This window comes from Georgenia faecalis, assembly GCF_003710105.1.
Taxonomy (GTDB): Bacteria; Actinomycetota; Actinomycetes; order Actinomycetales; family Actinomycetaceae; genus Georgenia_A; species Georgenia_A faecalis.
Genome location: NZ_CP033325.1, coordinates 2,756,549 through 2,769,255, shown reverse-complemented (window position 1 = coordinate 2,769,255; position 12,707 = coordinate 2,756,549). Strand labels below are relative to the sequence as shown.

12 protein-coding genes and 1 riboswitch are annotated in these 12,707 nt (G+C 76.4%); of the genes, 7 read left to right on the top strand and 5 right to left on the bottom strand.

The annotated features are described in order from the left end of the window. Nucleotides 1-3: 3 nt before the first annotated feature. The 5 genes from EBO36_RS12115 (at nt 4) to EBO36_RS12095 (ending at nt 6,408) form a co-directional block, all read left to right on the top strand. Nucleotides 4-1,896: an acyltransferase family protein gene (locus EBO36_RS12115; protein ID WP_122824847.1), complete on the top strand. Its 1,893-nt coding sequence runs from the start codon at nt 4-6 to the stop codon at nt 1,894-1,896. A 25-nt stretch (nt 1,897-1,921) separates the two neighbouring features. Continuing rightward, the gene (locus EBO36_RS12110; RefSeq protein WP_164471465.1) at nt 1,922-2,527 is read left to right on the top strand and encodes a class I SAM-dependent methyltransferase; all 606 of its coding nucleotides are present in this window, start codon (nt 1,922-1,924) and stop codon (nt 2,525-2,527) included. A gap of 188 nt (nt 2,528-2,715) precedes the next feature. Beyond that, nucleotides 2,716-3,882 (top strand): ADP-forming succinate--CoA ligase subunit beta, encoded by a 1,167-nt coding sequence (gene sucC / locus EBO36_RS12105; RefSeq protein WP_122824845.1) that lies wholly within the window; start codon nt 2,716-2,718, stop codon nt 3,880-3,882. 15 nt (nt 3,883-3,897) lie between these two features. Continuing rightward, nucleotides 3,898-4,818 (top strand): succinate--CoA ligase subunit alpha, encoded by a 921-nt coding sequence (gene sucD, locus EBO36_RS12100; protein ID WP_122824844.1) that lies wholly within the window; start codon nt 3,898-3,900, stop codon nt 4,816-4,818. Nucleotides 4,819-4,974: 156 nt separating this feature from the next. Then, nucleotides 4,975-6,408 carry a cell division protein PerM gene (locus EBO36_RS12095; RefSeq protein WP_164471464.1) on the top strand — a complete coding sequence of 478 codons (1,434 nt, stop codon included), beginning with the start codon at nt 4,975-4,977 and terminating at the stop codon, nt 6,406-6,408. Nucleotides 6,409-6,411: 3 nt separating this feature from the next. Here the strand turns inward: EBO36_RS12095 and EBO36_RS12090 are convergent, their stop codons facing one another. The 3 genes from EBO36_RS12090 to EBO36_RS12080 are packed head-to-tail and all read right to left on the bottom strand — an operon-like array spanning nt 6,412 to nt 8,198. After that, nucleotides 6,412-7,080 (bottom strand): alpha/beta fold hydrolase, encoded by a 669-nt coding sequence (locus EBO36_RS12090; RefSeq protein WP_122824842.1) that lies wholly within the window; start codon nt 7,078-7,080, stop codon nt 6,412-6,414. 7 nt (nt 7,081-7,087) lie between these two features. Further along, nucleotides 7,088-7,630 carry a type 1 glutamine amidotransferase domain-containing protein gene (locus tag EBO36_RS12085; RefSeq protein ID WP_122824841.1) on the bottom strand — a complete coding sequence of 181 codons (543 nt, stop codon included), beginning with the start codon at nt 7,628-7,630 and terminating at the stop codon, nt 7,088-7,090. Nucleotides 7,631-7,670: 40 nt separating this feature from the next. Further along, nucleotides 7,671-8,198 carry a hypothetical protein gene (locus EBO36_RS12080; RefSeq protein ID WP_122824840.1) on the bottom strand — a complete coding sequence of 176 codons (528 nt, stop codon included), beginning with the start codon at nt 8,196-8,198 and terminating at the stop codon, nt 7,671-7,673. Between the two features lie 39 nt (nt 8,199-8,237). Between EBO36_RS12080 and purN the strand changes: the two genes are divergently transcribed. After that, a complete protein-coding gene (gene purN, locus EBO36_RS12075) occupies nt 8,238-8,852 on the top strand; it encodes a phosphoribosylglycinamide formyltransferase (protein WP_122824839.1) in 615 nt (204 codons plus the stop codon). A 4-nt stretch (nt 8,853-8,856) separates the two neighbouring features. Continuing rightward, a riboswitch (ZMP/ZTP riboswitch) is annotated at nt 8,857-8,952 on the top strand. A gap of 34 nt (nt 8,953-8,986) precedes the next feature. Next, entirely contained in the window at nt 8,987-10,558 is a 1,572-nt protein-coding gene (gene purH / locus EBO36_RS12070; protein ID WP_122824838.1) for a bifunctional phosphoribosylaminoimidazolecarboxamide formyltransferase/IMP cyclohydrolase, read from the top strand. 24 nt (nt 10,559-10,582) lie between these two features. On the opposite strand, the gene EBO36_RS12065 is transcribed toward purH, so the two are convergent. Together EBO36_RS12065 and EBO36_RS12060 are read right to left on the bottom strand one after the other, a co-directional pair. Continuing rightward, nucleotides 10,583-11,356 carry a GAP family protein gene (locus EBO36_RS12065; RefSeq protein WP_222928721.1) on the bottom strand — a complete coding sequence of 258 codons (774 nt, stop codon included), beginning with the start codon at nt 11,354-11,356 and terminating at the stop codon, nt 10,583-10,585. A gap of 67 nt (nt 11,357-11,423) precedes the next feature. Beyond that, the gene (locus EBO36_RS12060) at nt 11,424-12,701 is read right to left on the bottom strand and encodes an NAD(P)/FAD-dependent oxidoreductase (protein WP_122824836.1); all 1,278 of its coding nucleotides are present in this window, start codon (nt 12,699-12,701) and stop codon (nt 11,424-11,426) included. Nucleotides 12,702-12,707: the final 6 nt, after the last annotated feature.

Sequence of the window (12,707 nt, the reverse complement as noted above, 5' to 3'; positions counted from 1 at the left end):
TCGATGAGCGCCGGTGTCGCAACTCGCCCCGCCCCGGGCACGACGGCGCCGCGCGGTGCGCCGCGCCCGGCGCGCCCGGGGGCGACGTCCGGGTGGATCGAGGGCCTCGACGGGCTGCGCGCGCTCGCCGTGCTCGCCGTGCTCGTCTACCACCTGCGCCCGACGACGCTGCCCGGCGGGTTCCTCGGCGTCGACGTCTTCTTCGTCGTCAGCGGCTTCCTCATCACCACCCTCCTGCTGCGCGAGCTGCGCACCCGTGGTCGGCTCCACCTGCCGCGGTTCTGGCTGCGCCGCGCCCGGCGCCTGCTGCCCGCCCTCCTCGCCGTCGTCGTCGTGGGCGTGAGCGCCGCTGCCCTCGCGGGCGGGGACCTGCTCGTCAACGCGCGCCGCCAGGCGCTCGGGGCGCTGACGTTCTCCACCAACTGGCTCGAGATCGGCGCCGGCTCCAGCTACTTCACGCGCACCGCGCCGCAGCTCTTCGTCAACTTCTGGTCCCTCGCGGTGGAGGAGCAGTTCTACCTCCTGTGGCCGGTCGCCCTCGTCCTGCTCGTCGCGCTCACCGCCACCACCCGCGCCCGGGTCCGGGTCACCCTCGCCGTCGCCGCGCTGTCCGCCGCCGCGATGGCGCTGCTCCACACCCCGAGCGAGGACGCGACCCGGGTGTACTACGGCACCGACACCCACCTCTTCGGGCTCATGATCGGCGCCGCGCTCGCGTTCTCCTGGGCGGACGAGGGCAGCTGGCTGCACCGCACGGTCTGGCGGCGGCTGCGGGTGCTCGCGGCCATCGCGGCGCTCGCGGCGCTCGCCGGGCTCATGCTCGCCCTGGGCGAGGACCATGCGGCGACGTTCCGCGGCGGCATCCTCGCGGCGAGCGTGCTCACGGCGGTCCTCGTGGCCGCCCTTCTCGGCCCGGGGACCCCGTACCAGCGGCTGCTGCGCCTGCGCCCGCTCGAGTGGGTCGGCCAGCGCTCCTACGGGATCTACCTGTGGCACTGGCCGGTCCTCCTCGTGCTCACCGAGGCGCTGCCGGCGACCACCTTCGACTCCCCGCTGAGCTGGACGACCCGGGGCCTGGCCCTCGTCCTCACCCTCGCCGCGGCGGCCGTCTCCTACCGCTACCTCGAGCTGCCCGTGCGTGAGCTCGGGTTCCGCGGTGCGGCCGGTGCTGCGCTGCGGGCGGTCCGTGGGACCGGCGCACGCCGCGCCCGCGTCGTGGCCGGGGCCGGGGCGGTCGTCCTCGCCGGCAGCGCGGTCGCGCTGGCGACCGCCCCGACCACCTCCCAGACGCAGGCGCAGATCGAGGACGGGGAGGAGATCGTCGCGGCGTCCGGAGCGACAGCGGCGGCGACGGACGCCCCCACCCGCGCGGAGGAAGCCCCCGGTCTCGACCTGAGCGTCCCCACCGGGGAGGAGATCACCGGCTTCGGCGACTCCATCATGGTGACCAGCGCCCACGGCCTCACCGCGGCCTACCCGGGCATCGCGCTCGACGCGCTGTCGAACCGCCAGTGGCCCGACGGCCTGGCAGCGGTGGAGGCCGCCGTCGCGGAGGGGACCGTGCGCCGCGCGGTCGTCCTCGACTTCGGCACCAACGCGGGCGTCCGGGAGCCCGCGGTGGTGCGGGCCACCCTCGACGCCCTGGGGCCCGAGCGGATGGTCGTCGTCGTCAACCTCTACGGCGGCAGCCACTGGATCCCCGAGGCCAACGCGGCCCTGGCCCAGGTGGTGGCCGACTACCCCAACGCCGTCATCGCGGACTGGTACGCGGCCATCGACGCCGCCCCGCACATGCTCCAGTCGGACGGGATCCACCCGGACATCGACGGCGGGCACCTCTACGCCCAGGTGGTGACTGATGCCTTCGCCGAGCTGTCCGCGCGACTGGGTGGATAGCGCCACGGCGGGCAGGATGAGCACCATGACCGAACCGAGCACGTGGGCCGAGATGACCCGGGCCAACCCCGAGCACTCCACCTGGTACGTCGAACGATTCCGGGCGATGGCGGCCGCCGGCGCCGACCTCGTCGGGGAGGCCCGGCTCGTCGACGCGCTCGTCCCGCGCGGGGCGCGCATCCTCGACGCGGGCTGCGGGCCGGGACGCCACGGCGGGTACCTCGCGGGGCGCGGCCACGTCGTCGTCGGGGTGGACGTCGACCCGGTGCTCATCGACGCCGCGAGACAGGACCACCCGGACGCGACATGGCTCGTCGGTGACCTCGCCGAGCTCGACCTGCCGGCGCGCGGCATCGCCGAGGGCTTCGACGCCATCCTGTGCGCCGGCAACGTCATGACCTTCCTCGCCCCGAGCACCCGCCGGGAGGTGCTGCGCCGCATGGCCGGCCATCTCCGGCCGGACGGCCGCGCGGCGATCGGCTTCGGCGCCGGGCGCGGGTACGACTTCGAGGAGTTCCTCGAGGACGCGCGAGCCGGGGGGCTCGTGCCGGACCTGCTGCTCTCCACGTGGGACCTGCGCCCCTACACCGAGGGCGCCGGCTTCCTCGTCGCCGTGCTCCGCCGGGCATAACGCGCCGGCGGCGGTCGGCGACGCCGGCGCCGCACCGTCCATTGACCCGTGTGCGCGGGTCGCCGAACGTCGGCACCGGGCCTGCCGCCGGCCCCCAGGAGGAAGCCGGACGGCGCGGGCCGGTACGCTGGCCTGAATGTCTCGATGTCGAGGCACCGGGACCAGCGACGACGAGAGGACTCATCCGGGTGGATCTGTTCGAGTACCAGGCGCGTGACGTGTTCGCCAAGCACGGGGTTCCCGTGCTCGGCGGTGTCGTCGCGACGACGCCGGAAGAGGCCCGGGCTGCGGCCGAAGAGCTGGGCGGCGGGACCGTCGTGGTCAAGGCGCAGGTGAAGACCGGTGGCCGCGGCAAGGCGGGCGGCGTCAAGCTCGCCCACAACCCCGAGGAGGCTCAGGCGCGTGCGGCCGAGATCCTCGGCATGGACATCAAGGGCCACACCGTCCACCGCGTGATGATCGCCGAGGGCGCCAAGATCGCCGAGGAGTTCTACTTCTCCGTCCTCCTCGACCGCGCGGAGCGGCGTTACCTCGCCATGGCCAGCGTCGAGGGCGGCGTGGAGATCGAGCAGCTCGCGGTCGAGCGCCCCGAGGCCCTCGCCCGTGTCGCCGTCGACCCCATCACCGGGATCGACGCCGCCAAGGCCCGCGAGATCGTCGACGCCGCCGGGTTCGCCCCGGAGATCGCCGCCGACGTCGCCGCGGTCATCGAGAAGCTGTGGACCGTCTACCGCGAGGAGGACGCCACCCTAGTCGAGGTGAACCCGCTCGTGCGGACCGAGGACGGCGCCATCATCGCCCTCGACGGCAAGGTGACGCTGGACGCCAACGCGGACTTCCGCCACCCCGACCACGCCGCCCTCGAGGACGCCGCCGCCGCGGACCCGCTCGAGGCCAAGGCCAAGGCCGCGGGCCTCAACTACGTCAAGCTCGACGGCCAGGTCGGCATCATCGGCAACGGCGCGGGCCTCGTCATGAGCACCCTCGACGTCGTCGCCTACGCGGGCGAGCGCCACGGCGTGCGCCCGGCGAACTTCCTCGACATCGGCGGCGGCGCCAACGCCGAGGTCATGGCCAACGGGCTCGACGTCATCCTCGGCGACGAGCAGGTGCGCAGCGTCTTCGTCAACGTCTTCGGCGGCATCACCGCCTGCGACGAGGTCGCCAAGGGGATCGTCCAGGCGCTGGGCATCCTCGGCGACAAGGCGACCAAGCCCCTGGTCGTCCGCCTCGACGGCAACGCCGTCGACGAGGGACGCCGGATCCTGGCCGAGGCCGACCACCCGCTCGTGACGATGGTGGACACCATGGACGACGCTGCGGCCAAGGCCGCCGAGCTCGCGGCTGCGAAGTAAGGGACGGACCACACCATGTCGATCTTCCTCGACGCGAACTCGCGCGTCATCGTCCAGGGCATGACCGGTGCCGAGGGGCAGAAGCACACCCGCCGCATGCTCGGCGCCGGCACCCAGATCGTCGGCGGGGTGAACCCGCGCAAGGCGGGCACCAGCGTCGACTTCGACGTCGAGCCCCTCGGGCCCGGCAGCGCCGAGCGCACCGCCGGCACCGTCTCCGTGCCCGTCTTCGGCACGGTCGCGGAGGCCCGCGAGGCCACCGGAGCCGACGTCTCCGTCGTCTTCGTCCCGCCCGCCCACACCAAGGGTGCGGTCGTCGAGGCGGTCGACGCCGGCGTGCCGCTCGTCGTCATCATCACCGAGGGCGTCCCGGTGGCGGACACGGCCGAGTTCTTCGCCTACGCCCAGTCCAAGGGCGTGCGGCTCATCGGCCCGAACTGCCCCGGCATCATCAGCCCCGGGAAGTCCAACGTCGGCATCACGCCGGCCGACATCACCGGCCCGGGCCGCATCGGCCTGGTCTCCAAGTCGGGCACCCTCACCTACCAGATGATGTACGAGCTGCGGGACCTGGGCTTCACCACCGCCATCGGCATCGGCGGGGACCCGGTCATCGGGACCACCCACATCGACGCCCTCGAGGCGTTCGAGGCGGACCCCGACACCGACCTCATCGTCATGATCGGTGAGATCGGTGGCGACGCCGAGGAGCGTGCCGCGGAGTTCATCCAGGCGCACGTCACCAAGCCGGTCGTCGGGTACGTCGCCGGCTTCACCGCCCCCGAGGGCAAGACGATGGGCCACGCCGGCGCCATCGTCTCGGGGTCCTCGGGCACCGCCGAGGCGAAGAAGGTCGCCCTCGAGGCGGCCGGGGTCAAGGTCGGCAAGACGCCGTCGGAGACCGCGCGCCTGGCCCGCGAGATCCTCGCCGGCTGAGCCGCGGCCGGGACCCGCTCCGGCCGCACCCCCTCGCACCACCCGCACGCCCCCGGCCCGCGCCGGGGGCGTGCGGCGTACGGATCACACAACCCGCGGCGGACACGCCGCCCGCCCAGCGGCCCCCGCGGGCGGGGGGAGGCGACGATGGGCACGATGACCGCCACCACCACGCCTCCCCGCGTCATCGGCCCCCAGCCGGCGCGCACCCGCCGCATGCCCGAGGGGTGGCTGCGCTCCACCATCACGGGCGTCGAGGCAGCCGTCCTCAGCTGGCTCACCGTCGTCGTCCCCGCGGTCGCCGCCTACGTCGCCACCGCCGCCGCGCCGGTGCTCGGCGACGCGAGCTGGGTGGAGGCGGCGCGCACCGGGACGGCGCTCTGGCTCCTCGGGCAGGGCGGCGTCCGGCCCCTCGGTGGCGGTGCCGCCCTCACCCTCGCCCCCCTGGGGCTGTCGCTGCTCAGCCTCGCCCTCGTCTACGGCGGCGCCCGCCGGGCGCGCCTGCGGGGCTGGGGCCCGGCGGGGTTCACCGTCGCCGGCCACGTCGCGATGACGCTCGTCCTCTCCCTGCTCGTCACCGGGCCCGCGGGACGCCCGGGGGCCGCCCTCGGGGCCGCGGTCATCGCGGCCCTCGGGACCGGCGCCGCGCTGCGCCGCGCGGACGTCCCGGCCCCCCGGCTGCGGGCCGCCCTGGCCCGCGTGCCGGAGCCGGTGCGCGCGGGGACCCGCGCGGCGACCTGGGCGGGCCTGGGCCTCGCGATCGCCGCGGTCCTCGCCGCCGGCCTCGCGATCGCTGTGGGCTGGCCCCAGGTCGTCGACCTCCACCGGGCGCTCGCCCCCGACGTCGTCGGCGCCGTCGCGCTCGTCCTCGGTCAGCTCCTGTGGTTGCCGACGGCCGTCGTCTGGGCGCTCGGCTGGCTCGCCGGACCGGGCTTCGTCGTGGGGACGGGCACCGACTTCGCCCCGGGCGAGGTCGTCGCCGCCCCGCTGCCGGCGGTGCCCCTGCTCGGCGCCCTGCCCGGCCCGGGTGGCCCCGACCTCACGTGGGTGGTGCTCGTCCCCGTCCTCGTCGGCGCGCTCACCGGCTGGCGCCTGCACCGGCGACGCTTCCAGCCCCACCCGGGCAGCGCCGTGCTCGCTGCGGCCCTCGCCGGTGCCGGGGCGGGCGTGCTCGCCGGCGTCGCGGCGCTGGTGGCGCGCGGCTCCATCGGCCCGGGCCGGATGGCGGTGGTGGGCGCCGCGCCCCCCGCCGTCGTCGGCGCGGTCGCCCTGGAGGTCGCCCTGGGGGCCGTGCTCGTCGTACTCCTTGCCCACCCCTGGTCCCGCGCCACCGTCCTGCGCGGCTTCCGGGGGGCGCGCGGCCGGGTGACGGCGGCGGGCGAGTCGAGGCGCGCGCGCCGCGACGAGGCACGCGCCGACGCCGTCGCCCACGGCGACGCCGAGAACCACGCCGACGGGTCGACCCACGCCGACGCGTCGACCCACGCGGACGCCACGACGGCGCCCGAGGCGCCGCGACGGGCGGCGCCCATGTGGCACCGGCTCCGGCCCGGCTCGCGCGAGGACGCGTCGGGGCACCAGGCGAGCTGACCGCTACGCCGCGCGCACCCTCCGGGCGAGGACGTCCACGGCCGCCGCGACGGCGTCCGGGTCGGCGAGCAGGTGGAGGTGGCCGCCGGTGAGGGTCCGCACGGGCCACCCCAGCTCGCCGGCGAGCCTCCGTTCGGCGTCGTAGGTGTCCCCGAAGGCGAGGTAGGCGGCGGGGACGTCGCGCCACCCGTCCGGGACGGCGACGTCGTCGCGGAGGTAGGCGAGCGGCACCCGGGGCAGGCGCGCCTCGAGCCGGGTGCGGGTGGCGCGGTCGGGGAAGAGCGGGTCGACGGCGTCGGGCGGGAACCACGACGTCCACGGCGGCAGGTCACCCGCCGCGTCCGCGAGCGGGGCGAGGTCGGCGACGAGGGCCGGCGGCGCCACCGGGTGCCGCCCGGACGCGGCGGGCACCACCGCGTCGACGAAGACGACCCCGCGCACCCGGCGGCGCGCGACCAGGGCCGGCACGACGGTCCCCGCGTTGGAGTGGGGGACGAGCGTCACCGGCCGGTCGTCGGGGATCGCCGCCAGGTGCGCGGCGAGCACGTCGGCGGCCGCGCGCGGGGCCGGGACCTCGGGCACGAGGACGTCGTGCCCGAGGCGGGCCAGCGCGCGGGCCACCGGCTCCCAGGCCGCCGGGCCGAGGAACGGGCTCGCCAGGAGGACGAGCACCGGCGTCTCAGCCGGCCGGGTGCTCGCCCTCGGCGAGCTCCTCGACGAGCTTCGCGTTGAAGGCGGGAAGGTCGTCGGGGGTCCGGCTGCTCACGAGCCCCTGGTCGACGACGACCTCCTCGTCCACCCACGTGGCGCCCGCGTTGGCGAGGTCGGTCTTGAGGCTGGGGTAGGACGTGAGCGTGCGCCCGGAGACGACGTCGGCGTCGGTGAGGATCCAGCCGCCGTGGCAGATGACGCCGACCGGCTTGTGCTGGGTGAAGAAGTCGCGGGTGAAGGTCACCGCCCGCTCGTCCGTCCTCAGCTGGTCGCCGTTGACGACCCCGCCGGGCAGGACGAGGCCGTCGAAGTCGTCGGCGCGGGCCTCGCCCACGGGCAGGTCGACCGGTGCCTCGTGGCCGTTCTTGCCGGTGACCGTGCCGGAGGCGGGGGAGACGAGGACCGCCTCGGCGCCGTGGGAGGTGACGGCGTCCCAGGGGCTGGTGAGCTCGGAGTCCTCGAACCCGTCGGTGAGGAGGAAAGCGACGCGCTTACCGGTGAGGTGCGACATAGATCGTCCCTTCGGATGGGGTGCTGGGTCGCCACCCACGCTACGAGCGGTCGGCCGCTGGTGCCTCCTGGCCGAGGATCCGGTCGGTGACCGCGTCCTCGAGCTCGGCCCGGCAGGCGCGCTCCGCCTGGACCGTGAGGGCCCGGTCGGTGCAGTCGGCGTAGGCCGCGTAGGCCGGCCACATCGCCGCCTGGACGACGGCGCTCACCAGCAGGTAGGCGGCGAGGACGAGGGAGATGGCCAGCGTGGGGACGATGGCGCCCCGCACCCCGGCCCGCCAGACCCGCACGAGGGCGTAGACACCGACGACGAGCGCCGCCAGGGCCAGCGCCCCGGAGACCAGGGGCAGCGGCCAGCGCACCCCCATCATGGGGACGACCACCGCCGTGAGCAGGACGAGCGAGAACCACATGACCGGCCGGGTCGCCGCGCGCGCCTGCTCGGGCGTGGGCTGCGGTCGCCCGCGGCGCGCGCCGTCGGGGTGCGGCCCGTCGGGGTGCGCGCCACCGGGGTGCGGCGCGTCCGGACGCCGGTCCTGGCGCGGGGCGGTCGGGCGTCGGCTGGGCATGGTCGCATTGTTCCATCGCGGGGTGGTTACGCTGACGCCGTGCCGAGCTGCCGCGTCGTCGTCCTCGTGTCCGGGGGCGGGTCGAACCTCGCCGCCCTCCTCACCGCCTGCGCCGACCCCGCGTACGGGGCGGAGGTGGTCGCCGTCGGCGCCGACCGGGAGGGCACCGGGGGCGTCGCCCTCGCACAGGAGGCCGGGGTGCCCACCTTCGTCGAGCGCGTCGGGGCCCACCCCGACCGGGCCGCGTGGGACGCCGCGCTCACGGCCGCCGTCGCCGCGCACGCGCCCGACCTCGTCGTGTCCGCGGGGTTCCTCAAGCTCTGCGGCCCCGCCTTCCTCGAGCGCTTCGCCGGGCGCTACGTCAACACCCACAACTCCCTGCTGCCGGCCTTCCCCGGCATCCACGGCCCGCGGGACGCGCTCGACCACGGCGTCAAGCTGGCCGGGGCGACGCTCTTCTTCGTCGATGCCGGGACGGACACCGGCCCGATCCTCGCGCAGGTGGCGGTGCCCGTCCTCGACGACGACACCGAGGCGTCGCTCACCGAGCGGATCAAGGTCGCCGAGCGCGCGCAGCTCGTCGAGCAGGTGGGCCGGCTCGCCCGCGAGGGATGGCGCCTGGAGGACCGTCGGGTCGTCGTCGGCCCGCGCTAGACTCGGCCGCGGTCGTGACTGGCGAGGACGAGGTGGACCTGACCACCGGGGAGCGACCGGAACGTCCCCTTGCAGTGTGCCGCGCGCCTGGGTGCCTGGGTCCGTCCCGTGACGCCTGACCCAGGAGTGGTGCCATGACCGACCAGCTGCCCATCCGCCGTGCGCTCGTCTCCGTCTACGACAAGACCGGCCTGCCCGACCTCGCCCGCGCCCTGCACGAGGCGGGGGTGAGCATCGTGTCCACCGGCTCCACCGCGGCCCGCATCGCCGACGCGGGCGTGCCCGTGACGCCGGTCGAGGAGCTCACCGGCTTCCCCGAGTGCCTCGACGGCCGGGTGAAGACCCTCCACCCCCGCGTGCACGCCGGCATCCTCGCGGACCGGCGCCTGGCCGACCACACCCGCCAGCTCGCCGAGCTCGGCATCGAGGCGTTCGACCTCGTCGTCGTCAACCTCTACCCCTTCGCCGAGACCGTGGCGTCGGGGGCGTCCGCCGACGAGTGCGTCGAGCAGATCGACATCGGCGGGCCCTCGATGGTCCGCGCCGCCGCCAAGAACCACCCCTCGGTGGCCGTCGTCACCGACCCGGCCGCCTACGGCGACGTCACCCGGGCGCTCGCCGACGGGGGCTTCACCCTCGCCGAGCGCCGGCGCCTCGCGGCGCAGGCCTTCCGGCACACCGCCGCCTACGACGTCGCCGTCGCCTCGTGGATGGGCGAGGTCCTCGCGCCCGACGGCGAGGCCTTCCCCGCGTGGACGGGCGCCACCTGGGAGCGGGCCGCGGTCCTGCGCTACGGGGAGAACCCGCACCAGCGCGGCGCCCTGTACCGGTCCGCGCACGGCCGGGCCGGGCTGGCCGGCGCCGAGCAGCTCCACGGCAAGGCGATGAGCTACAACAACTACGTCGACGCCGACGCCGCCTGGCGGGCCGCGCACGACCACGCCGAGCCGGCCGTGGCCGTCGTCAAGCACAACAACCCGTGTGGCATCGCCGTGGGGGCCGACGTCGCCGACGCGCACGCCAAGGCGCACGCGTGCGACCCGGTCTCGGCCTACGGCGGCGTCATCGCCGCCAACCGACCCGTCACCGCCGCGATGGCCGAGCAGGTGGCGCCGGTGTTCACCGAGGTGGTCGTCGCCCCGGACTTCGAGCCGGAGGCGGTGGAGATCCTCGCCCGCAAGAAGAACGTCCGGCTGCTGCGGGTCGCCGACACGGAGCCGGGCGCCGTCGAGACGCGCGCCGTCAGCGGTGGCCTGCTCGTGCAGGACGTCGACCGGGTGGACGCGCCCGGGGACGACCCGGCGGGCTGGACCCTCGCCGCGGGCGAGCCCGCCGACGAGGCCACGCTGGCCGACCTCGTCTTCGCGTGGCGCTCGGTGCGGGCCGTGCGCTCCAACGCCATCCTCCTCGCCCGGGACGGCGCGTCGGTGGGCGTGGGGATGGGGCAGGTCAACCGCGTCGACTCGTGCCGCCTCGCCGTCGAGCGGGCCAACGCCCTCGCCGACGGCGCCGAGCGCGCGCGCGGCGCGGTGGCCGCCTCGGACGCCTTCTTCCCGTTCGCGGACGGGCTGCAGGTCCTCCTCGACGCCGGGGTGCGCGCCGTCGTCCAGCCGGGCGGGTCGATCCGGGACGAGGAGGTCGTCGCCGCCGCGCAGGCGGCCGGGGCGACGCTCTACCTCACCGGTACGCGGCACTTCGCCCACTAGGGCGCCGGGCGCCGTGGGGGCGGCTCAGCCGAGCCGCCCCCAGGCGTTGACGGCGAGGAGCACGCCGACGATGGCGAGGACCCACCCGGTCATCTCGGCGGCATTCTTCGACAGCCACGCCTCCAGGCGCCGCAGCCACGGGTCGACCGCGTGGGCCGCGACCGCGCGGCCGCCGAGGAGCAGCAGGGCCGGCGCCACCATGACGACGCAGTAGGCGGCCAGCACGGCCGACGACGGGACGGCGCCGAGGTCCGCCGCGGTGATCGCCCCGATCGCCGCGAGGTAGGGAAGCATCGTGGCGACCTCGACGGACGTCGCGGCGAGCGCGAGGCCGACGAGGGGGAGCACGGACGTGCGGGTGGCGACGGCGCCGTCGGCCTCCGCGCCGAGGGCGCGCTGCCGCCAGCGGGAGAGCCGGTCCGGCCGCGGTGCGCCCGCACCGCGCCGCTCCGCCCGGCGGGCGGCGGCCTTGCCGTCGAACCGGAAGCTCAGGGCGAGCAGGGCGACGCCGAGGACCAGCTGGACGACCGCCGCGGGGCGGGAGTCGAGCGCGTCCCCGTACCGCTCGAGGAGCGTGCCGGCGCCGAGGAGCACGGCGACGCCGACGGCGAGGTAGAAGCCCGCGACGGTCCCCAGGTAGGCGATGACCCGGCCCGCGTGCACCCGGCCGGGTGCCAGGAGGAGCCACACGGGGATGAGCAGCGTGCCGAAGCTCGTGGAGTCGATGAGGGCGAGGACGGCGAGGACGGCGGCGAACGCCGGGTAGTTGCTGCTCGCGGCGAGCTCGGAGATGTCCACGGGACCGATCCTGTCGCGCTGGCGGCGGCGGCACATCGGGCGAAGGTCGGGGCGTGCGGCCCCCGGGCTACACCTTTGGGTGGACCTCGGGCGTGGGGCGGACGGCAGCGGCGGGCTCCGCGAGCACCTGGCGCAGGGGGACCGCGGGGTCCGTCGCCGCGGCGAGGTCGATGACGGGGTGCGCCGCGCGGGAGAGGGCCTTGCGGGCGGCGGAGACGTCGCGGTGGCGGTCGGCCGCGACGACCGCGCGCAGGCGCGCCGTGCCGTCCTCGGCGTCCTCGACGTGCAGCGCCGCCCAGGACGTGGCGTCCTCACGCCACACGACCCGCGACCGTGCGGTCGGCCGCCCGACGACGGCGACGTCGTGGCCGAGCTGGGTGGAGAAGACGTACGGCGCCGGGTCGGCGGGCGGAGCGGTCCGCAGGAGGTCGGCCACCACGCCCGCGGGGTGGGTGAGGGCGGCGTCCCAGTGGCCGCCCTCGACGAGGCCGTCCCGCGGGGAGGTGCGGTCGGCGCAGTCGCCGACGGCGCGCACCGCCGCCGGCCCACCCCGGACCCGGCCGCCCGGGTCGACCGGCACGGCGCCGCGGGCGGTGAGCGGGAGAGCGGGGGCGAGCCAGGCGGTGCTGGGCCGGACACCGACGGCGGCGAGGACGACGTCGGCGGGCAGCGTGGTGCCGTCGGCCAGCCGCAGCCCGCCCGCCTCGGTGCCCACGGCGGCGGCGCCGGTCCGCAGGTCCACGCCGGCGTCGGCGTACCAGCCGCGGGTGCGTTCGCCGGCCACCCCGGCCTGGCGGGTGAGCGGGGATGCCGCCATCTCCACGACGGTGGTGCGCACCCCCGCCGCCGCGGCCACGCCCGCCACCTCGGCGCCGATCCAGCCCGCCCCGACGCACACGAGCCGCGCGCCCGGCAGGAGCCGGGCGCGCAGGGCGGCGGCGTCGGCGGCGGTGTGGAGGGTGAGGGCCCCGGCGAGCGCCGGTGGGCGCACCGCCGCGGAGCCGCACGCGAGGACGACGGCGTCGGCGCTGAGCTCCTCGTGCCCGTCCAGGGTGACGGTGGCGCCGTCGTCGCCGGCCACGAGGCCGAGGGCGCGCCGCCCGAGCAGGACGCGGTCGGCGAGGTCGGCGAGGTCGGCGCCGAGGTCGTCGGAGAGCCACACCGGCTCGGCGCGGGTGAGCAGCTGCTTGGACAGGGGCGGGCGGTCGTAGGGCGGGAGCTCCTCGGCACCGACGACGGTGAGCTCGCCGTCGAAGCCCTGGGCGCGCAGCTCCATGGCGGTGCGCAGCCCCGCCAACCCGGCGCCGACGACGAGGACGCGGCGGGGGAGACGGGCGTCGGTCATGACCTC

Excerpts from the sequence above, each read along its gene's own strand:
- EBO36_RS12115 (WP_122824847.1), top strand. The coding sequence starts at position 4 with ATGAGCGCCGGTGTCGCAACTCGCCCCGCCCCGGGCACGACGGCGCCG.
- EBO36_RS12110 (WP_164471465.1), top strand. The coding sequence starts at position 1,922 with ATGACCGAACCGAGCACGTGGGCCGAGATGACCCGGGCCAACCCCGAG.
- sucD (WP_122824844.1), top strand. The coding sequence starts at position 3,898 with ATGTCGATCTTCCTCGACGCGAACTCGCGCGTCATCGTCCAGGGCATG.
- EBO36_RS12095 (WP_164471464.1), top strand. The coding sequence starts at position 4,975 with ATGACCGCCACCACCACGCCTCCCCGCGTCATCGGCCCCCAGCCGGCG.
- EBO36_RS12085 (WP_122824841.1), bottom strand. The coding sequence starts at position 7,630 with ATGTCGCACCTCACCGGTAAGCGCGTCGCTTTCCTCCTCACCGACGGG.
- EBO36_RS12080 (WP_122824840.1), bottom strand. The coding sequence starts at position 8,198 with ATGCCCAGCCGACGCCCGACCGCCCCGCGCCAGGACCGGCGTCCGGAC.
- purH (WP_122824838.1), top strand. The coding sequence starts at position 8,987 with ATGACCGACCAGCTGCCCATCCGCCGTGCGCTCGTCTCCGTCTACGAC.
- EBO36_RS12060 (WP_122824836.1), bottom strand. The coding sequence starts at position 12,701 with ATGACCGACGCCCGTCTCCCCCGCCGCGTCCTCGTCGTCGGCGCCGGG.